General features: G+C 71.1%; 13 protein-coding genes and 3 pseudogenes. 9 read left to right on the top strand and 7 right to left on the bottom strand.

Annotation, left to right across the window (positions count from 1 at the left end; translation table 11 throughout):
* A partial coding sequence (locus tag ACFWR9_RS40365) for a beta-galactosidase (protein ID WP_383851970.1) occupies positions 1–521 on the bottom strand: 521 nt, incomplete at its 3' end.
* Positions 522–920: 399 nt separating this feature from the next.
* On the opposite strand from ACFWR9_RS40365, the gene ACFWR9_RS40360 reads away from it, so the two are divergent.
* Positions 921–3,272 carry a beta-N-acetylglucosaminidase domain-containing protein gene (locus ACFWR9_RS40360; protein ID WP_383851968.1) on the top strand — a complete coding sequence of 784 codons (2,352 nt, stop codon included), beginning with the start codon at positions 921–923 and terminating at the stop codon, positions 3,270–3,272.
* A 344-nt stretch (positions 3,273–3,616) separates the two neighbouring features.
* Positions 3,617–6,499: an alpha-L-fucosidase gene (locus ACFWR9_RS40355; RefSeq protein ID WP_383851965.1), complete on the top strand. Its 2,883-nt coding sequence runs from the start codon at positions 3,617–3,619 to the stop codon at positions 6,497–6,499.
* A 126-nt stretch (positions 6,500–6,625) separates the two neighbouring features.
* Here the strand turns inward: ACFWR9_RS40355 and ACFWR9_RS40350 are convergent, their stop codons facing one another.
* The 3 genes from ACFWR9_RS40350 to ACFWR9_RS40340 form a co-directional block, all read right to left on the bottom strand.
* On the bottom strand, positions 6,626–6,925 hold the full coding sequence (locus ACFWR9_RS40350) for a hypothetical protein (RefSeq protein ID WP_383851963.1): 300 nt from the start codon (positions 6,923–6,925) through the stop codon (positions 6,626–6,628).
* Between the two features lie 103 nt (positions 6,926–7,028).
* Complete coding sequence (locus ACFWR9_RS40345) at positions 7,029–7,235, bottom strand: DUF397 domain-containing protein (RefSeq protein WP_383851961.1); 207 nt, start codon at positions 7,233–7,235, stop codon at positions 7,029–7,031.
* Entirely contained in the window at positions 7,232–8,155 is a 924-nt protein-coding gene (locus ACFWR9_RS40340) for a helix-turn-helix domain-containing protein (RefSeq protein WP_383851958.1), read from the bottom strand. The genes ACFWR9_RS40345 and ACFWR9_RS40340 overlap by 4 nt, the downstream gene beginning before the upstream one ends.
* A 233-nt stretch (positions 8,156–8,388) precedes the next feature.
* Between ACFWR9_RS40340 and ACFWR9_RS40335 the strand changes: the two genes are divergently transcribed.
* From ACFWR9_RS40335 to ACFWR9_RS40320, 4 genes and pseudogenes are all read left to right on the top strand, one after another.
* A complete protein-coding gene (locus ACFWR9_RS40335; protein ID WP_383851955.1) occupies positions 8,389–8,706 on the top strand; it encodes an ATP-binding protein in 318 nt (105 codons plus the stop codon).
* A 146-nt stretch (positions 8,707–8,852) separates the two neighbouring features.
* Positions 8,853–10,307, top strand: a pseudogene (locus ACFWR9_RS40330) (exo-alpha-sialidase); the annotation flags it as partial.
* A 359-nt stretch (positions 10,308–10,666) separates the two neighbouring features.
* A complete protein-coding gene (locus ACFWR9_RS40325; RefSeq protein WP_383851953.1) occupies positions 10,667–12,706 on the top strand; it encodes a family 20 glycosylhydrolase in 2,040 nt (679 codons plus the stop codon).
* Between the two features lie 124 nt (positions 12,707–12,830).
* On the top strand, positions 12,831–14,126 hold the full coding sequence (locus ACFWR9_RS40320) for a GDSL-type esterase/lipase family protein (RefSeq protein WP_383851950.1): 1,296 nt from the start codon (positions 12,831–12,833) through the stop codon (positions 14,124–14,126).
* Positions 14,127–14,160: 34 nt separating this feature from the next.
* Here the strand turns inward: ACFWR9_RS40320 and ACFWR9_RS40315 are convergent, their stop codons facing one another.
* Both ACFWR9_RS40315 and ACFWR9_RS40310 read right to left on the bottom strand, forming a co-directional pair.
* Complete coding sequence (locus tag ACFWR9_RS40315) at positions 14,161–14,844, bottom strand: ABC transporter ATP-binding protein (protein WP_383851947.1); 684 nt, start codon at positions 14,842–14,844, stop codon at positions 14,161–14,163.
* The gene (locus ACFWR9_RS40310) at positions 14,841–15,929 is read right to left on the bottom strand and encodes an ABC transporter permease (RefSeq protein WP_383851945.1); all 1,089 of its coding nucleotides are present in this window, start codon (positions 15,927–15,929) and stop codon (positions 14,841–14,843) included. The genes ACFWR9_RS40315 and ACFWR9_RS40310 overlap by 4 nt, the downstream gene beginning before the upstream one ends.
* 172 nt (positions 15,930–16,101) lie before the next feature.
* Between ACFWR9_RS40310 and ACFWR9_RS40305 the strand changes: the two are divergent.
* Together ACFWR9_RS40305 and ACFWR9_RS40300 are read left to right on the top strand one after the other, a co-directional pair.
* A pseudogene (locus tag ACFWR9_RS40305) lies at positions 16,102–17,305 on the top strand (histidine kinase).
* Complete coding sequence (locus ACFWR9_RS40300; RefSeq protein ID WP_383851942.1) at positions 17,302–17,937, top strand: response regulator; 636 nt, start codon at positions 17,302–17,304, stop codon at positions 17,935–17,937. Before ACFWR9_RS40305 ends, ACFWR9_RS40300 begins: the two are co-directional and overlap by 4 nt.
* Positions 17,938–18,274: 337 nt before the next feature.
* Here the strand turns inward: ACFWR9_RS40300 and ACFWR9_RS40295 are convergent, their stop codons facing one another.
* Positions 18,275–19,360, bottom strand: a complete 1,086-nt coding sequence (locus ACFWR9_RS40295; RefSeq protein WP_383851939.1) for a LacI family DNA-binding transcriptional regulator — start codon at positions 19,358–19,360, stop codon at positions 18,275–18,277.
* 294 nt (positions 19,361–19,654) lie between these two features.
* On the opposite strand from ACFWR9_RS40295, the pseudogene ACFWR9_RS40290 reads away from it, so the two are divergent.
* Positions 19,655–19,938 (top strand): annotated as a pseudogene (locus ACFWR9_RS40290) (hypothetical protein); the annotation flags it as partial.

Raw genomic sequence — 19,938 nt, 5'->3', positions numbered from 1 at the left:
CGGTTGACGGCCCCCAGCCACTCCAGGTCGGCCGCGAGGTTCTGCGGGTCCGCCGTGCGCTCCTCACCGCCATGGGTGGTCATGTACGCCGGCAGGCCGCCCATACTGGCCTCGGCGTTGATGTACGGGCCGGGGCGGGCGATGACGTAAAGACCCTCCTCCTCCGCCATGGTGAGGAGCCGGTCGATGTCGCGGATGCCGGAGAAGTCGTAGGACCCGGGCTTGCTCGAGTGGTAGCCCCAGAAGAAGTACAGCGACACCGCGTTGAAGCCGGAGGCCTTCAACTTCTGCAGCACGTCCCGCCACTGGTCGGGGCTCGGCAGCCGCCAGTAGTGGAACTCACCGGACCATACGGTCAGCCGCTCGCCGTCGATCTTGAGGGACTTGTCGTCCCAGGTGATCCGGTGCGCCTGTCCGTCGTTGCCGGGGAACTTGATCGTCCCGGCGGCGGGGGCCGCTGCTGCCGGGGCCGATGGCCGCTCCTGTACGGCCGCGGCGCCACTCACCGGTACGAGGGCCATGAGCGCCAGCGCGAGGCCGGCCGCCGCCAACGGTCGTGCGACCGGTTTGGCACGCGGTGAGGAAATTCGCTCCCGAGCTCTGGAAGAGCTCGATGCGTGATTCATGGGCACCTCCGTTGACGTTCCGTCAAGGCACGTTCCATTCGGACGTTTCAGTTGCGGGGAGCCATGCCGCAAGTGGGCACATCACGGCTTCGACCCGAGCGTGATCGCGTTGGCCAGAGTAAAGGCGAGCCGCGAAGAGGTCTAGACCCCAGATGTCTTACGTCTTCTGGACGCGTGGCCCATCATCGTCAGTCGGCAAGGAAATCGTTGGTACGGACCTGACACGGAGGTCTCATGAACAGACGCACCCTTACTCTCGCTACCGCCGGCGCATGTTTCGCAATGGCAACCACTATGGCGTTCGGGAGCCTGCCGCCCGCCGCCGCCACCGCGACGGACGCCGTGACCCGCGCGGCGTCCGCACTGCCGCCGGTCTCACCGAACCCCCAGTCCCTCGCCCGCGCGGGTCGCGATGCCGTCGTGACCGGCCGAGTGCTCGTCGTGGCCGACGAGGGAACGGACGCCAGTGCCCGTGCCCGCCTCGTCCGGGAGTTGAGGGCGCACGGTGCCGACCGGGTGGACGTCGTCGACCCCGGAGGGGTTCCCAGGGCCGCGGCCGGACTGCTCACCGTGCGGATCGGCCCCGCCACACGCCCCGACATCGCGGCGGCACTCGGGGACACACAGGTGCCGGACCACGCCGAGGGCTATGCGCTGCGCGTCTCGGGATCCAAGCGGAATGCGCAGGTCGTCCTCGGAGGCAAGGACGCCGCCGGCCAGTTCTACGCGGTGCAGACCCTGCGCCAGCTGTTCGTCCGGGCCGGCGACGACGGCTGGAGGGTGGCGGGCGTACAGGTCAGTGACTTCCCCTCGATGCCGCTGCGGGGCACCATCGAGGGCTTCTACGGGCAGCCGTGGACGCACGCCGAACGTCTCGACCAGATGGACTTCTACGGAGACGTCAGGGCCAACACCTACATCTACGCGCCCAAGGACGACCCCTACCACCGGGGCAAGTGGCGCGAGCCCTACCCCACGGACAAGCTGGCGGAGCTGGGCGAACTGGTGAGGCGGGCCACGGCGAACCACGTGCGTTTCACCTTCGCCGTCTCCCCCGGCGAGTCGATCTGCTACTCCGATCCCGCCGACCGCAAGGCGCTCAAGGCCAAGCTCCAGGCACTGTACGACCTGGGGACCCGCGCCTTCTCCATCCCGCTCGACGACATCAGTTACACCCGCTGGAACTGCGAGAGCGACAAGACGGCGTTCGGCGAGCCCGGCCGTGGAGCGGCCGCCAAGGCACAGGTCGATCTGCTCAACGACGTGCAGCGCACCTTCATCGCCACCCACGAGGGTTCCCAGCCGTTGCAGATGGTGCCCACCGAGTACGGCGACCTCACCGACACGGCCTACAAGCAGACCCTGCGGGGCACCCTGGACCCGGCGGTCGAGGTGATGTGGACCGGCACGGCCGTCGTGCCGCCGAAGATCACCAAGGAAGAGGCCGACAAAGCGTCGGCGCTCTTCGGCCGCAAGGTCTTCGTCTGGGACAACTACCCGGTCAACGACTTCGGCAACACGAGCGGACGGCTGCTGCTCGCTCCCTACGACAAGCGTGAGGCCGGCCTGTCCGCGCACCTCTCCGGCATCGTGGCCAACCCCATGAACCAGCCGTACGCCAGCAAGGTCGCCGTCTTCGGCGTCGCGGACTTCACCTGGAACGACCGGGCGTACGACGCGAAGGCGAACTGGCACCGCGCCATGGCCTACCTCGCGGGCGGCGACCGCAAGGCCACCGACGCCCTGCTCGTCTTCGGCGACCTCGAACACATGGCCCCGACCTTCGGCGCCACGCCCTGGCAGCCCCAGGCACCCGAACTCGCCCGACGCGTGGAGCAGTTCTGGACAGCATGGGACGAGGGAAACCGCACCGAGGCCGTCAAGGCCCTGCGCGCCTACGCCAAGGCCGTCGAACGGGCCCCGGCCACCATCCGCGGCGGAGCCGTGGAGAAGGGTTTCACCGTGGACGCGGCCCCCTGGCTGGACGCCACCGAGCTGTGGGGCAAGGCCGCGGTGACGATGCTCGATGCGCTCGCGGCGCGACAGGCGGGGCACAAGGAGACGTCGGACCGGCTGCTGGCCGAATCGAACGACCTGCAACAGCGGGCCCGCGCCGTCCGAGTCGATCCCCCGCGCAACTCCTGGGGCAAGGTCCAGCCCAAGGTCGGTGATGGAGTGCTCGACGCCTTCCTCGTACAGGCCGACGTCCGGCTCCAGTTGTGGGACGCCGCGGGAGGCGGGGAGAACCTGGCCCTGAAGGGGACGGCGTCCGCGTCCAGCGTGGAACAGAACCTCGACCGGCTGGCCCCGCGGTACGTCAACGACGGACTGACGGGCACCCGCTGGGCCTCCGGGTACTCCGACAACGAGTGGGTGCAGGTCAGGCTCGCCGCGCCGGCGAGGGTCGCCGCGGTGACCCTCGCGTGGGAGAACGCCTGCGCGACGGAGTACACCGTCCAGACCTCCCAGGACGGTGTGAACTGGAAGACGGTGTCCACACAGCGCCCGGACAGCTGCGGCAATGACGTCGTCCGGTTCACCGCCGGCGAGGCGGTGCAATACGTCCGTGTGCAGGGCGTCAAGAGGAAGACGACCTGGGGCTACTCGATCCACGAGATGGGCGTCTACGGAGTCCCCGTGTCCTGAGACGGCCCGTCCGAGTCGCGTCGCAGCAAGCTCTACTGGGGCGGTCCCTCCGGGGCCGCCTCACCTGCCGTTGTTGGCAGGGTCGCGGCGCAATGATCGGATGTCTTACGGTCACGGCCCGTCGCTTCCCACTCATTGACGGCCCACTCACACTCTCTTACTCTGACGCCGCAACAGACATCCGATGTAACTGCCCCGGAAAGAACGACATCTACTGCGGGCAGCCCGCGAGCAACGAGGAGGTTTCTGTGAGGATCCGCCGACATCTTGCCCGCTTGATGTCCCCCTGGAGACGGGCCCCACGTCTCGCCGCCACCGCCGTGATGACTGGCCTGCTGGCCCCGATGCTGGCAGTCACCCCCGTCAGCGCCGCCGGAGTCGACGCCGCCGACATCGGCTTCGGCGGCTCCTTTTCCTCCGGCAACAACTACACCGCCGCCACCGGCGAAACGATGCAGGGCACCCTCAGACGCCTCGCGGGTACCGAGAGACTCGACGTCGAGAAGGGCCTTGTACTCACCGGCGGGACCACCGGCGCCGTGTTCTCGTCCCGGTCGGAGAATCTCGTGGGCGGGACCACCCTGAGCAAGTCGTTCGTCACCGAGACCGTTTTCACTCCGGACGCAGGCCAGGGTTCACTCGCGACGGTCCTCTCGGTGGGCGGCAACCTGTGGGCCCGCTACCAGGACGGCAGGCTTCGTTACGGGTACTCGTCGCGCACAGGCGGCGGCTGGCAGGAACACTCCCAGTCCGTCCCCGCGCCCGAGGGCGGCACGTCCCATGCACTGTCGCTGGCCTACGAGGTACAGGGCGGCTCGTCCTCCCTGCGAGCGTTCCTCGACGGGGCCGAACTTCCGAAGGTCACGGCCGACGGCAGTCTTGCGGCCGGCATCGCGGGCGCGGACGTCCTGGGCATCGGGAACGAGGTCCACGCGGGCGCCCGCGGGCGCGGCATCGCCGGCTCGGTGAGCAAGGCGCGGCTTTCCGTGCTCACCGGCGAGTTCAACCCGCGGGATGATGTGAAGTACCAACGTGCCAAGGCATCCGGCACAGCCCTGCTCATGTCCTTCCAGGCCCCGGTCACCGACGGCGCCTACACCCCCGAGCTGGGCGAGACGGTCGTCGGCCGGGTGAGCACGGACGGCCTGACGCAGCGTCGGCCCGGCAGCGCCCGGGCCCCCGGAGCCGGCTCGTCCCTTACGTGGAGTTCGCAGCAGCTGCCCACTCCGCACCTGGCGGGCCGGCTGCGCGCGGAGGTCGTGGTCGACCCGGGCGTGCTCCGCCATCCAGGCACGCTCATCGACCTCGGCGGCGCGGTGACCCTGGATGTCGGCGGCAAGCGGCAGGTGACGTTGCGAGCCGGCGACGCGGTCGAGAAGACCCTGACCCTCCCGGCACCTCAGTCCAAGGACGGCGTCGACTACTGGCACCTCGGCCTGGCCACGGACCTCGACGACAAGGGAAGCGGCACCGTGCAGGTGCTCGCCGCGGGCAACCCGCTCGGCCCCGGGGTCGCCGTCACATCGGTGACCACCACCCGCTCGGACGTCCGGTACTTCGACGGATTGCGAGGCACGCTGTACGGCGCGTCGTTGGAGCTGGACGGGGCGGATTCGGAGGCATCACTGACGGCCGTCCCCTGCATGGCGCGCCGACTGGCCCCCGCCCATGCGATCGCCGTGACCTCCGGGGAATGCCTGAGCTCGCTGCGAGCAAAAGCTTCCGCGATCCGGCCCACGCAGCGGCAGGTGGACTGGCAGCGCGCCCAGCAGACGGCGTTCCTGCATTTCGGCGTCAACACGTTCACCGGCCAGGAGTGGGGTTACGGCAACGAGGACCCCGACGTGTTCAATCCCACGAAGCTGGACACCGACCAGTGGGCCAGGACGTTGAAGGACAACGGCTTCACCATCGCGGTCCTCACCGTCAAGCACCATGACGGCTTCGTGCTCTACCCCTCGCGCTACACCGACCACGACGTGGCGTCGAGCGCCTGGCTCGGCGGCCGGGGCGACGTGCTGCGCATGTTCGCGGACTCCATGCGCAAGCACGGCATCGGCGTCGGCGTCTACCTGTCACCGGCCGACGAGAACCAGGAGCGCAAGGGCGTCTTCGGCAACGGCAGCCCGAAAGTGGAGCGCACCATTCCCACGCTCCTCAAGGACGACGACCGGGCCGGCAAGAACCCGCCCGCGTTCTCCTACAAGGCCACCGAGTACGGCAGCTACTTCCTCAACCAGCTCTACGAGGTGCTGACCGAATACGGTCCGATCAGCGAGGTGTGGTTCGACGGAGCCCAGGGCCGGACGAGCAAGCCGGAAAGCTACGACTTCAGGGCGTACTACGACCTCGTCCGCAAACTGGCACCGCAGGCGGTCATCGCGGTCAGCGGGCCCGATGTCCGGTGGGTCGGCAACGAGAGCGGACTCGCCCGGCCCGACGAGTGGAGCGTGGTCCCCGTCAGGGACAGTGAGAGGGGAGAGCCCGGGACGTACCCCAACAGCAGGGAGCCCGACCTCGGCTCCGACGCTGCGCTGGTGCGAGCCGCGGCCGAAGCGAAGGAGACCCGGCTGACGTGGTACCCGGCAGAAGTGGATGTGTCGATCCACGCGGGCTGGTTCTGGCACGACGAACAGCAGCCGAAGTCGGTCGACCAACTGAACAAGATCTACTACGAGTCCGCGGGGCGGAACTCGGTTCTGCTGCTCAACATCCCGCCCAACAAGGAGGGTCTGATCGACCAGCGTGATGTGTCCCGGCTGTCGCAGTGGCGCACCAAGCTGTGGCACGACATGCCGCGCGACCTTGCCCTCGACGCGCCCGCCTTCGGCGACGGCGAGGAGATGACGCTGCTCACCGACGGATACGACGACACGAGCTGGCGCATGCGTTCTCCCAGGCAGCACGCCTCGGTCGTCCTGGACGAGCCGCAGCGGGTGGACCGGATCGCGCTCGGCGAGGACATCGGGCGCGGAGGCATGCAGGCCCAATCCGTCACGGTCGAAGCCAAGGTCGGCGACGCATGGCAGCCCGTGCTCCGAGGCGGAACGGTGGGCTATCAGCGCATCTTCCCGCTCGATCAGCCGGTCACGGCCAAGGAGTTCCGCGTGTCCTTCCCCAAGTCCCGCGGCGTCGTCCACCTGGCCCGTATCTCCCTCTACGGTTCGGTGCCGACGGAGCAGCCGGTCGACATGACCGGTGAGCTCGGCGGCCAGCGCCGCCGCTGACCGCACCTCCCGACGGCGGCGCTGCCGGGCAGTGATGCCGGGCAGCGCCGCCCTCGCGCGTGATCCGGGTGACCTGGCATGGGGCGCGTAGCGTCGTGCGCAGCGATATGCGCCCCGCGCGGCAGCTCAGCCGAGGTCGATGCGCTCGCCGGAGCGCGCAGGTGTACGAGGCGTTCGCGGGGCCAGGCCGCGGTAGCGGCAGTTGCGGCTGTCGGTCGTCGGGTCGAAGTCCTCCAGGTTCCCGCTCGGCACGACCGTGGTGGTCGCGTCCGAGAGGTTGGTGACGGTGTAGGTGAAGGCCGGCTTGTCGCCGACCTGGTAGCCGTCCGCCTGCGGGTTCGTGAGCGTGCCGCCGGTGACGAGGATGCGGCCCGGCGTGAGCTCCGCTTCGGTCTTCGGCACCTCGACGGTGAGGGTGGCCTTCACCGTCTTGGAGGCGCCGGGCCGGAGCTCGTCCGGCGGAGTCAGTTCGTACGACCAACCGGCCGGACGGGCCGGTCACGGTGGACGGCGCCACCGTGACCTCGCCTCAGTCCGCGCGGCGCCCCGACGAGAACCGCACGAACCGCGCCCAGCTCGCCCGGCCGATCGCGAAGTCCGGACGGGTGACGTCCTTGGAGTCCCTTACGCGGACGGCCTGTTCGGCGAACGCGATCTCCACACAGCTGTCGCCCTGGGTGCCGCTGTAGCTGGACTTGAACCAGGCGAGTTCCGACGTACCGCTGCCGCTGCTCATAGCTCTCCTCGCAGTCGCTCCAGCAGGTCCCTGGATTCTCTGGGGTTCAGGGCCTGCGAGCGCAGTGTGTCATAGCGTCGGCAGAGCAGGCTCACCTCTTTCGCGTCGGAGATCAACCGTCCGTTCTGCTGCCCCTCGGAGTAGCCGAGCCGCCGTCCCTCCAAGGTCTCCACCAACTGAACGGGCCCGTCCAGGCACCCATGGAACTCCAGCTCCAGCGGCACCACTTGCAGCGTCACATTGCGCGGCGCCGTGAGTTCGAGCACGTGGTCCAGCATGGTCGCCTGCACCCGCGCGCCGCCCAGCCCGCGCCGGAGGACGGACTCCTCGACGATGAAGCCGAAGGGCACGGTCGGCCGCTCCCGCATTATGGTCTGCCGCTCCATTCGGGCGGTGACCCGCTCTTCCGCCTGCTCGTCGGTCAGCAACGGGATGCTGTTGTCGAACACCGCCCGCGCGTACGCCTCCGACTGCAACAGCCCCGGCACCAGCCTGCACTCGTACGTACTCAGGCTCACCGCCTCCCGCTCCAGCCGTGCCCACCGCCGGAACCACGCCGCGAATCCCGCCTCACCCCGCGTCAGATGCCGCGCGGCCCTGCGCAGCGCTCCGGTGTTGCCCAGAGCCTCCTCGGCCCGCTCCACGAACGCCTGGTCCGGCATCCGGCGCCCCAGCTCCACCGACTCCACGGTGTGTTTGGAGTACCGGACCCGGGTGCCGAGGTCGACCCGGCTGAGACCCGCGTGCTCGCGCAGTGCCTGGACCACGGCGCCGAACGTCCGCAGACTGTCCGACGGATGGGGCTCCCGCTCCCACTCCCCCGCCGGAACCGCCCGCGCACCGGCGCTCTCCACCGCCTTCCCTACCGATCCGGCCGCCCCTTCAGGTCCGGCCTCCCCCTCGACTTCGACCATGTCCATCCGCCGCCCCTTTCTCCAGCCCTGTCGGCACCAGCACGATCACCGCCCAGCGTGACGGCCGGACCTGTGTACCGTCCACTCTTCGTGCCCGTACGCTGACTCCGCGTACGGAGCGCCGCCCTCGCGGCAGGCCGTAGCCGCACGCCACGCTGACCCCATGAACCAACCCGCTCCCCAACTCACCGCACCCCACCTCACCTTCACGCAGCTGCTCTCCCGCTCCACAGGGCCTGGTGGAGCATGCCGAGACGGTCGTCGCGGAACTGGCGGCGAACGCCGTGCTCCACGGCCACCTGCCGGGCCGCGACTTCCGCCTGACCCTCGTGTTCGACGCCCCGCGCGGCCGCCTCCGCATCGACGTCACCGACGCGCGCGGGGACAAGTGGCCGCCGGCCTCTCCCGCACACGCGGTGCGCAACGCGCCGCTGGGCACGGGAGGTCGCGGCCTCACGCTCGTCGAGGCGCTCGCCGACTGCTGGGAGACGCTCCCCCAGCCACCGGGCGGCAAGACCGTGCGGGCCGAGTTGGCGGATCCGTCCGCAACACCTTGACGAGTGGTCTACACCTCAATAGGTTTCCTCCCGCGTTTACATACGACGTCTGATGTCAGGTATCGCGGCCCGCCTCGGGCACAACTCGGGCACGGCCCGCGTGCACGTCTCGCGCCGCGACGCCTGCAAAGGGAGTGATCGCACTGATGCCACGCCGATCCACCGCACTGCTCACCACGGCCCTGCTGGCGGCCGGGCTGACCACCGTCCCCGCGCACGCCGCCGACCACGGCGGTCACAGCGGCCACGGCAGCCGTCTGGTGCAGCAGGATCTCGCTGAACGGGGCAAGGGCGGGTTCCCCCAGTACCGCATACCCGCCCTCACCACGACCGTCGACGGCACGCTCATCGCCGCCTACGACGGACGGCCGGGCATGGCCGACGTGCCCAGCAACATCGCGATCGTGATCCGACGGAGCACGGACGGCGGCCGCACCTGGCAGCCGCAGCAGACGGTCCGTCAGGACGCCGCCCCCAAGGGCTACGGGGACCCGAGCCTGCTCGTGGACCGGCAGACCGGCCGGATCTTCCTCTTCTACGCGGCCTCGGTGAACCAGGGCTTCGCCGGTTCGGGGCCGGGCACCGACCACGACGACCCCAACGTGCTCCAGACGGACTACAGCTACTCCGACGACGACGGCCGCACCTGGAAGCACCGCCGGATCACCTCGCAGATCAAGACCCCGGGCTGGGGCGGCATGTTCGCCTCCTCCGGCGAGGGCATCCAACTGCGGCACGGCGCGTACGCCGGGCGGCTGATCCAGCAGTACGTGGTCCGCCACAATGGCGGCAACTACGCGGCAAGCGCCTACAGCGACGACCACGGCGAGACCTGGCGCATGGGCGAGCTCGTCGGACCCGGCGCCGACGAGAACAAGACGGTCGAGCTCTCCGACGGCACGGTCATGCTCAACTCCCGTTCGGCGCCCTACCGCAGGGTCGCTCTCTCCCACGACGGCGGGGTCACCTACGGAGAGTTCCGCCAGGACACCCACCTCACCGACCCGGGCAACAACGGCGCCATCACGCGCTACGCGCCCGACGCGCCCGCCTCCGACCCCCGGTCGAAGATGCTGCTCTTCAGCAACACCGAGGACAACGGCATCCGGCGCAACCTCACCGTGAAGATGTCCTGCGACGACGGCAGGACATGGCCGGTCAGACGCGTCCTGGAACCCGGCGCCGCCGGATACTCCACCCTCACGCCGCTCTCCCGCGGCCGTGTCGGCATGCTCTACGAACGGGCTGGATACCGCACCATCACCTACGCGGGCTTCGACCGCGGCTGGCTCGGCGGTGTCTGCGCCCCCGTCACGGTCCGGGTCCCGGACCGGCTGGCCGCCGGCGACAGCGCCGACCTGACCGTCTCCGTCACCAACCAGACGCGGCGGACCACCGCGCGAGGCACCCTGGACCTCGACCTCCCGGCGGGCTGGACCACCGACGGCAGGGCCGCCGTGCCGCGCATCGCCCCCGGTGGCAGTGCCGAGGTGACGGTACGCGTGACGGCGCCCGTCACCGCGACCGGCCGCGTCCCGGTGACGGCCGTCTACCGCACGGCGGGCGACCGGTCCTACGGCACGGCGTCGCTCGACGTCACGGCCGACCCGTCGGCCCCCGCCCGGCCCTCGCTGACCGCGCTGCCGGTACTCGACCACTACGACGCGGCCGGCGATCCTGGCGTCACCGGTGACGTGATGACGTACTGGACCCGGGTGACGAACACCGGGAACACCACGCTCACCGACGTCACGGTCACCGGCAACATGGGCAATCTGCCCACCTGCCACTACTCCAGTCTGGCCGCCGGGCAGTCCTACGTCTGCCGCACTGCCAAGGTCACGGTCACCGAAGCCGACGTCGCGCGGGGTTCCTTCGTCCCCGAACTCACCGTGACCGGTCTCGCCCCCGACGGCGTCCGGACCACCTCCACGGTCACCGGCGACCGCGTGGACCTGCGATGAGGGGCCGGGCGCGCACCGTGCGGCGGCCGCGCCGTACGCCGTTCGCCGTGGCCGCGCTCGCCGTCGGGGCCCTGCTCCTGCCGCTCGTGGCACCGTCCCCGGCCACGGCGGCCGCCCCACGGCCGAAGGCGGCCAACCCCGCTCCCGCCGTGGTCCCCAGCCTCCAGGAGTGGCGGGGCGGCCGGGGCGACTGGCGGCTGACCCGGCACAGCCGCGTCGTCGTCCCCCGCGCACAGGCCGACGAACTCACCTCCACCGCAGAGACGTTCGCCACCGACCTGTCCGCCCTGTCGGGCCGTACCGTCCCGGTGGCCGAAGGCGTCGCGCGTCGCGGCGACGTGCTCCTCACCACGCGCACGACGGACCGGGCACTCGGCCCGGAGGGCTACCGTCTGACGTCCGCGTCCGCCCTGACCATCGAGGCCCCCACAGCGACCGGCGTCTTCTACGGCTCGCAGACCGTGCAGCAGATCCTCAAGGCCGACGCCGACCGTTCCCGTGTCCCCCGGGGCACGGCCCGCGACTGGCCGCGGATGGGGCAGCGCGCCCAGATGCTCGACGTGGGACGCAAGTTCTTCCCGGTGAGCTACCTCAAGTCGCAGATACGGCTGATGGCGTGGCAGAAACTCAACACCTTCCACCTGCACCTGACCGACTGGCGGGGCTTCCGCATCCAGACGGAGAAGTTCCCGGGTCTCGCCGCCGAGGAGTCGTACTCGGCGGCCGACCTGCGCGAACTGCAGGACTACGCGCGCCGTTACCACGTGGAGATCATCCCGGAGGTCGACCTGCCGGGACACGCCACTCCGATCACCGCCTACGACCCCTCGCTGCGGTTCTCCTGCGAGTCGATGGACAAGGCGCAGTGGCCGGGCGGTGAACAGGGCGGCTGGACCCTGGACATTACCAAGGAGCACACGCGCGACTTCGTCCGCGAGCTGCTCGACGAGATCATCCCCATGTTCGACAGCGAGTACTTCCACGTCGGCGGCGACGAGATCGGCTACGACCCCGCCAAGTACGCCTGCCCCGAACTGGTCGCCTACCAGAAGGAACGTGGCTTCGCCTACCCGGGCGACGTGTTCGTGGACTTCCTCAACACCCTCAATCGCCAGGTCCGCGGCCACGGAAAGACGACCGAGGCGTGGGAATGGTGGAACGTCTACGGGCAGAAGAGCAGCATCGCGCCCAACAAGAACATCGTGTTCGACACCTGGGTCAGCGACGACCCCTCCGCCCTCGCCGAGCAGGGCTACCGCGTCGTGGCGACACCGGAGCAACGCCTGTACGTGTCCCCCGGCTTCGGCCGCAAGATCGGCGACTACGGCTATGTCGACGTACGCGCCCTGTACGAGGACTACGCGTTCCCGGCGCCGGACAACGTCACCGGCTACAAGGTCGCCCGCTGGTCGGACAAGGCGGAGGAGCAGAGTCCCGAGTGGTTCGACTTCTTCGCCCGGCGCCCGCTCCAGATCCTCGCGGAACGCACCTGGGGCGGCCCGCGTTCCGCGACGGTGTGGGAGTTCTTCGCGCGCGCCGACGCCATCGGCGGCCCGGCGCCGGGTGAGCCCACCGCCCTGCCCAAGTCCGCCATGCGGGTGACGTCCGTGGACAGCGAGGAGACCGAGCAGGAGTCGGGCGCCGCGACGCGAGTACTCGACGACAACCCGTACACCCACTGGCACACCGCCTACTCCCCCGCCCCCGACGCCCCGCCGCACGAGATCACCGTCGACACCGGCGCCCGACACCGCCTCGCCGGATTCCGCTATCTCCCGAGGCAGGACGGCGGCTCCAACGGACGGGTGGGCGACTACGAGTTCAGCGTGAGCGACGACGGTCGGACCTGGCGCACGGTGGCCCGCGGCACCTTCGCCGACGACCAGACGGAGAAGCAGGTGACCTTCGCGCCGACGACCGCCCGGCACGTGCGCTTCCGCGCCCTGTCCGCGACGAACGGCGGTCCGTTCACCAGCATGGCCGAACTCACCGTGCTCCAGACGCCGGCCGGGCGCGGAGGGCTCGCCGCACCGTAGGCGCCACCGCCTGCGCCGTCCCGGCGCCCCACGCGTTGCACCGGCCTCCACCGGCCGGTGCCACGCCTCGTACCGGTCCACTGGGTCCACTGGGCCCAGTGGACCCACGAAGAGAGGAAACCCGTTGCGCAGACGATCAGTTCTGGTCGCGACAGGCGCGCTGCTGTCGTCCACCGCGGCCATGGGCCGCGCCGCCGCCACCCCGCGCAGTGCCACACCCGTACTCGATCACCGCACCGAGACCGCGTACGACGGGAAGACGTTCACCGATCTGTCGGCCCAGGCGGGTTCCGTGCGGAGCCTGGACTCCGGAACCGTCCTGGTGACCTTCAGGACCACGAGCCGCACGCAGGCGATGACGCTGCTCAGCGCGTCCGACCCGACCCACACCGCCACCAACATCACGTTGTGCGTCAGCGCGGGCGCGCTGCAGTTCTCCGCCCGGGACAAGGGCGTCCTCCTGCGGAACCATCTGACCCGCACGATGTACGACGACGGCCGGTGGCACACCGCGGCCGTCACCGTCTCCGGAGGCAGGACGACCTTCTACGCCGACGGCCGCCCCGTCCACTCCGTGACCGCAGGCGCCTTCTTCTCCCAGGTGTCCGGTCTGACCTCGCTGAACGTCGCCCGGAACGTCGACAGCGACCATCCGGGAGGCGAGTGGTTCTTCACCGGCGGCATCCGACGCGTGGCCGTGTACGACCGGGCCCTGACCGAGCGGCAGGTGGCCGAACAGAGCGTGCGGGTCGACCTCGCGGACTCCGGGAGGATCTCGGCGATCCTCAACTCCGACACCCCCGCCACCTGGGTCGTCACCGGCGACAGCATCACCCACGGCGCGCTGTGGACCAACGGGTGGCGCAGCTACGTCGAACACTTCCAGGAGCGCGTCCGCTGGGAGCTGGGCAAACCCAAGAACAGCGACTTCGTGCTCGACACCGGGGTCAGCGGCAGCACCACGAACGACCTGGCCGCCAGGTTCACGGAGCGCGTCGCCGCCTTCTCGCCCCGTGTCGTCTCCGTGATGCTGGGCACGAACGACGTGGCGACCGCGGGGATCGGCGTGGCCGTCTACCGGGCCAACCTCGTCGAACTGGTCGCCGCGATCCGCGCGCTGCCCGGCCCGGCGGTCCCCCTGCTGCAGACGCCCAACCCGGTCGACACCGGTACCTGGCCGAGCCGTTCGGCGCTCGTCGACTACGTCCGGGCCATGCGTGACGTCGCGCGGGAGCAGGACGTCGTCCTCGTCGACCACTTCGCCCGGTGGACGGCCGACTACGGCACCACCCCACCGGCCGGCCTGCTGGGGGACGGCCTGCACCCCAATGAACGGGGCCACCTGGTGATGGCGCACACCTTGATCCGGGCGCTGCGGGTCTTCGACCCGGCCAGCCGGGTCTGTTCCCTGCGCATCTGACGGCCGCACGGTGCGGAAACCGGGCCCTCCCTCGTCAGGAGGTTGGGGCCGGCAGGCGAAGGCGGCCGTCGTGGACCTCGGCGACCTGGTCGACGGCGGTGAGGTGGGTGCGGTCGTGGGTGACGAGGACGGTGGCGGTGGCCCGCTGGTGGGTGAGGCGGGTGATCAGGTCGATGACGCCGGCGCCGCGTTCGTGGTCGAGGGCGCTGGTGGGTTCGTCGACCAGGAGGACGGTGGGGTCGTTCATCAGGGCACGCGCGATGTTGACCCGCTGGCGCTGGCCGCCGGAGAGCTGGTGGGGGCGTCGGCCCGCCTGGCCGGCCAGGCCGACCGCGTCGAGGAGTTCCATCGCCCGGCCCCGGGCGGTGCGCGGCTTGCGTCCGTCGATTTGTGCCATGACCTGGAGCTGCTCGGCGGCGGTGAGGGAAGGCAGCAGGTTGGGCTGCTGGAAGACGATGCCGATTTTCTGGCGGCGCAGATCGGTGAGCTCCGCGCGGGTCAGGCCGATGGTGGCGGTGCCGTCGAGGGTGACGGTCCCGGCGTCGGGGGTGATGAGGGTGGCGGCGACCGCGAGGAGGCTGGACTTGCCGGAGCCGGAGGGGCCGACCACGGCGGTGAGGGTGCCCGTGGGAACGTCGAGGGTGACATGGTCCAGGGCGGTCAGGCGGGAGTCGCCGTCGGGGTAGGTGAGGGTGATGTCGGTCAGGTTGAGGCTCATCGGGCGCTCCCCAGGGCGGTCAGCGGGTCGACGGAGGTGATCCGGCGGATGGACAGGGCGGCTCCGAGGGCGCCGAGGAGAATCATCACGGCGGCCGGGAGGAGGACGGTGGCGGGCGTGAGGAGGAAGGGCACGGCCGAGCCCGCGACGAGTGCTCCCAGGGCGGCGGCGATGCCGGTGCCGATCAGGGTGCCGCCGGCCAGCAGGACCACGGCCTGGCCGAGGGCGTCCTTGAGCAGGTTCGCGGTGGAGGCGCCGAGAGCCTTGAGGACGGCGACGTCACCGCTGCGCTGGATGGTCCACACGGTGAAGAAGGCGCCGATGACGAGGGCGGAGATGGCGAACAGGAAGCCGCGCATCAGCTGCAGGGAGCCGTTCTCGGAGGTGTAGGAGCCGATCGCGGACAGCGAGTCGTCCTTGGAGACCGTTCTGGTGCCCGCGGCTTCGTCGACGGCGGCCACGTCGGCCCCGGAGGTGGTGTTCAGGGCGATGACGGTGGCGGTGGGCCCGTCGTCCTTCCCGGTGGGAGGTGCGGCCTTCCGCCAGGCGTCGAGACTGGTCCAGACGACGGGGGTGTGGCTGAAGAAGGCGTCCCCGCTGACCGCCTCGGCGGTCAGCCGCTGCCCGTCCAGGGTGAAGGTGTCGCCCGCACCGATGCCGAGTTCGTCGGCGGCGGCGGTGGACAGGACCGCGGCGTGGCCGTCGAGCGCGTCGCTGTCGGGCGCCAGGTGCGAGCCGGGCCGGACGCCGAACGCGGACACACCGGTGCTCGTGTCGCCCGCGGTGGCCTTGGTGGTGGTGATGCCGAGCGGTTCGGCGCCCTCGACGCCGGGGGCATCGGCCCACTTCTGCCACTGGTCCTCGGTGACGGTGGAGTTGGAGTACGACAGGTCCTGCCCGCTGCCGGGCGCACCGAAGGCGATCCTGTCCGCGGGCAGGCCGGTGATCGCGGAGATGTTCTGCTGTCCCAGACCGGCGGTCAGCCCGGACAGCAGCCCGACCAGCAGCGTGATCAGCACGATGACGGTCCCCATCAGGGCGAAGCGCCCCTTGGCGAATTTCAGGTCTCTCCAGGCGACGAACACGGCTGCGGACTGCCCTTCAGGTGGTGGAAGCGGTACTGCTCCACCCTCGCCGCCGCACCCCCGCGGGGGCATCCGGCCCGGGACAGCACTTGCCGCGCCGAAAGGCGGCACGCGGCTTGTAACTTTCGATGGAGGCCGCGCCGGCGGGTTGTCCCTAGGCTGGGGAAGCACTGTGACCACCCGCGCCTCCGCTCTCGCCCTCACCCCCACCACCCGGGCCCTGGCCTGGTGTCTGCACCTGCTGGTCGTCGGCCTGCTCGCCCTGACCGCCGCCCGGGCCGTGGTCGGCGGCGCGCCGCACGACGGGTGGGTCGTCGCGGCGGCCGCGGCGTGCGGCCTGGTCTACGCGGCCGGGCCGCTCCTGCCCCGCGTCAGCCGCTCACGGCGGGCCGCCGCGCTGTGGCTGACCGCCGTGGGCGCGGTCTGGCTGGTGCTGCTGGCTCTGTCCGCCGACGGGGTGTGGGTGGCGTTCCCGCTGTACTTCCTCCAGCTCCACCTGCTGTCGCGGCGCGCCGGGCCGGCCGCCGTCGCGGCCACGGCGGTGGCGGCCGTCGCCGGCTACACCGCGCACCAGGACTCCTTCGGCGCGGCCATGGCGATCGGACCGGTCCTCGGTGCCGCCGTGGCGGTCGCCGTGGTGTGGGGCTACCAGGCCCTGTACCGCGAGAGCGAGCAGCGCAGCCGACTGATCGAGGAGCTCACCGCCACCCGCGCGGACCTGGCCACCGCGCAGCACGCCGCCGGTGTGCTGGCCGAACGCGAGCGGCTGGCCCGCGAGATCCACGACACGCTCGCCCAGGGCCTGTCCAGCATCCAGTTGCTGCTGCGCGCCGCGGAACGCGCCCTGCCCGCCGGCCCCGACAACGCCGCCCGCCACGTCGAGGCGGCCCGCCAGGCAGCCGCCGACGACCTCGCCGAGGCCCGCCGCCCTCGCCCCGCCCACCCTGGAGGGCACCACCCCGGCCGGCGCCCTGGAGCGTCTGTGCGCCACCACCAGCACCCGCCACCGGGTCACCGCCCGTTTCCACTCGCCGGCGACCCCGCGCCGCTGCCGACCGCGCACGAGGTCGCACTGCTGCGCATCACCCAGTCCGCGCTCGCCAACACCGTCCGTCACGCCCACGCGGGCACCGTCGAGGTCACCCTCAGTCACCTCGGCGACCACGTCGGCGTGGACGTCGTCGACGACGGACACGGATTCGACCCGGCGCTGCTCCCCGCCGCCGACCCCGAGTCCGGCGGGTTCGGGCTGGCCGCCATGCGCGCCCGTCCGCGCCCTTGCCGTCGAATCCGCCCCCGGCCGGGGTACCGCCGTGAGCGCCCGGCTGCTCCTCGACCAGACCGCCCCCGACCCCACTGCCGAGGCCTGCCCGTGACCGAAACCCCCGTCCGACTGGTCCTGGCCGACGACCACCCCGTGGTGCGAGCGGGGCTGCGCGCCGTACTGGAGACCGAAGCCGGCTTCGTCGTGGTGGCCGAGGCCGCCACCGCCGAGGACGCCGTCGCCCGTGCGGCTCGGGGAGACGTCGACGTCGTTCTCATGGACCTCCAGTTCGGCAAGGGCATGAACGGCGCCGAGGCCACCGCCGCCATCACCGCCCGCCCGGACGCGCCCCGCGTGCTGATCGTCACGACCTTCGACACCGACGCCGACACCCTGCCCGCGATCGAGGCCGGTGCCACCGGCTACCTTCTCAAGGACGCGCCGCCCGAGGACCTGGCGGCGGCCGTGCGCACCGCCGCCGCGGGCCGCACCACTCTGGCGCCCACCGTCGCGGACCGGTTGATGAACCGGCTGCGTACCCCCTGCACCACCCTGACCCGGCGCGAGACCGAAGTCCTCTCCCTGGTCGCCGACGGCCTGTCCAACCAGGCGATCGGCGAACGGCTGCACTTGACCGAGGGCACCGTCAAGTCCCACCTGGCCCGCGTCTTCGCCAAGCTCGACGTCGACTCGCGCACCGCGGCCATCGCCACCGCCGGCCGGCTCGGCCTCATCCGCCGCTGAGACAGCCGGGCGATCCGGCCCCGCGCCCGACGCGGACGGTTGCGGGTCCGGTGCACCATCACCGGGTGTGGTCGAGGGTGGGGCGAGGAGCCGCCTGGGCACCCGGACCGCCGGTCGGCCGTACGGGCGGGATCCGGCACGCGCGACGAGCAACTCGGGAACCGGGCAGCAGAGTCGAGGAGCACGGCCAAGCGGCGCCGAAGGGCGGCGCCTGCGCCGAGGCGGCCGGTGCCACCGGCATCGTGTCCGCCCGGGACTCGAAGACCGCCGTAGTCGCGACGGTGCGGTGACGGACGGCTCCCCGTTCCGGCCGCGCTCGGCAGCTCGCGCGCTGTGCTCACGGGCCGCGTCGGTCGGGAGCGTCGGCCCGTCCGGTGCTGGTGCGAACGATCAGCTCGGGTTCGACGGAGGCGGGTTCCGGCGCCGCGTCCGGATCCGCGATGTGCCGCAGCAGGTGGGCGACCGCGAGGGCACCCATCTCGGTGAACGGCTGGGCGACCGTGGTCAGCGAGGGCGAGCAGTACTCGGCCAGCGCGATGTCGTCCACACCGACGACGGAGATGTCCTGGGGCACCCTGCGGCCGAGTTCGTGCAGGGCACGGATCACCCCGAAGGCCATCTCGTCGCTGGCCACGAACACCGCGGTGACGTCGGGGATCTTGCCGAGGAGCAGCCCGTTGCGGTACCCGGAGGCGGGTGTCCAGTCTCCTTCCAGCACCGGCGGCACGGACAGTCCCGCCTCCTCCAGGGTGTCGCGCCAACCGGCGCTGCGGCTGGCGGCGTCGAGCCACTCCTGGGGGCCGGACACGTGCCAGACGGTCTCGTGGCCGAGATCGATCAGGTGCCGGGTCGCCAGGCGGGCCGCCAGGGTCTGGTCGACGGCGACGACCTCGGTGGCCGGTGTCCTCGACCCGTCGACGGTGACGGTCGGCACCGAGCGGGTGAGCCGCTCGATCCGCGGGCTCACGTGCACCAGCGGCACCGAGAGAATGACCCCCTCGACGTCCTGCTCCGCCAGCCGGGACAGTGCGCCCTCGACCGCCGCGGTGTCCAGGGACGCCGTGGCTGCGGTACTGACCGCGTACCCGGCCTCGCGCGCCGCGGCCTCGATGCTGAAGAGCAGGTTCGCGCGGGAGTAGAAGGTGGTCCGCAGCGTCACGACGCCGATCGTCCGGCTGCGCCCCGACGACAGCATCCGTGCCGCGTTGTTCTTGCGGTAGCCCAGCTCCTCGACCGCGGCGAGCACCTTGGCGCGGGTCGCCTGCTGGACGTTGGGGTGACCGGCCAGGGTACGGGACACCGTCTGGGCGGAGACCCCGGCGAGCCGGGCCACGTCGGTCATCCCGGGCTGCCGCGCGACACCGTCGTCGACCGTCCGGCTGCTCACGGGCGTCCTGCCGGCTCCCGGTGTTTCCGATGACATCGCTCGCCTCTCCAGAGAGTCCACGGCCGGTGCCGCTGGGTCGCAGGTGATGGTCCTGCCCAGCAGTCTAGCCGCGCAAGGCCTATTGGCATCGATAACAACCTCTGCCATAGTTCCCGCCAGCACATGACCTCGGCCGCATCGGTCACATCCGAACCGCCACAGCCGAGATCCAGGAGGCGGATGAGCAGCACCATGGCAGCGATAACAATCGTCGCCACCACACAGCACGGCCCGCTACCGCCGGTTCCCCACCGTTTCCCCCCGTTGCCCGATTCGAGGAGGAAGTACCCAGTGGACATCCCGACATCCGCCGCACCGCGCCCACCCGGCCGCAGACGAGTGCCGCGTCCGGGCGCCGTCGCGGCGGCGCTCGGCCTCACCGCCGGCCTGCTGTCGGCCGCCGCCGTGCCCGCGGGTGCTGCCTCGTCCCGAGCCGTCTCCGCCGCGGAGTCGGCGGGGACGCCGGTGGAGCTGAGCCGGGGCGGGCTGACCGTCACCGTGGCGAAGGAGTTTCCCCAGGTCATCTCCTACCGCCTGGGCGAGCGCCGCCTCGACGGTCAGGCGTCCGCCCTGGA

It is taken from the genome of Streptomyces sp. NPDC058534 (genome assembly GCF_042717365.1).
In the GTDB taxonomy this organism is placed as follows: Bacteria; Actinomycetota; Actinomycetes; order Streptomycetales; family Streptomycetaceae; genus Streptomyces.
Note: the sequence above shows the minus strand (reverse complement) of the source record. Positions and strands in the feature narration are given on the sequence as shown.

What these genes read in the sequence shown, in the direction of transcription:
- ACFWR9_RS40355 (WP_383851965.1), top strand. Translation starts at nt 3,617, where the DNA reads ATGCTGGCAGTCACCCCCGTCAGCGCCGCCGGAGTCGACGCCGCCGAC.
- ACFWR9_RS40315 (WP_383851947.1), bottom strand. Translation starts at nt 14,844, where the DNA reads ATGAGCCTCAACCTGACCGACATCACCCTCACCTACCCCGACGGCGAC.
- ACFWR9_RS40325 (WP_383851953.1), top strand. Translation starts at nt 10,667, where the DNA reads ATGAGGGGCCGGGCGCGCACCGTGCGGCGGCCGCGCCGTACGCCGTTC.
- ACFWR9_RS40340 (WP_383851958.1), bottom strand. Translation starts at nt 8,155, where the DNA reads ATGGACATGGTCGAAGTCGAGGGGGAGGCCGGACCTGAAGGGGCGGCC.
- ACFWR9_RS40295 (WP_383851939.1), bottom strand. Translation starts at nt 19,360, where the DNA reads ATGTCATCGGAAACACCGGGAGCCGGCAGGACGCCCGTGAGCAGCCGG.
- ACFWR9_RS40360 (WP_383851968.1), top strand. Translation starts at nt 921, where the DNA reads ATGGCGTTCGGGAGCCTGCCGCCCGCCGCCGCCACCGCGACGGACGCC.
- ACFWR9_RS40345 (WP_383851961.1), bottom strand. Translation starts at nt 7,235, where the DNA reads ATGAGCAGCGGCAGCGGTACGTCGGAACTCGCCTGGTTCAAGTCCAGC.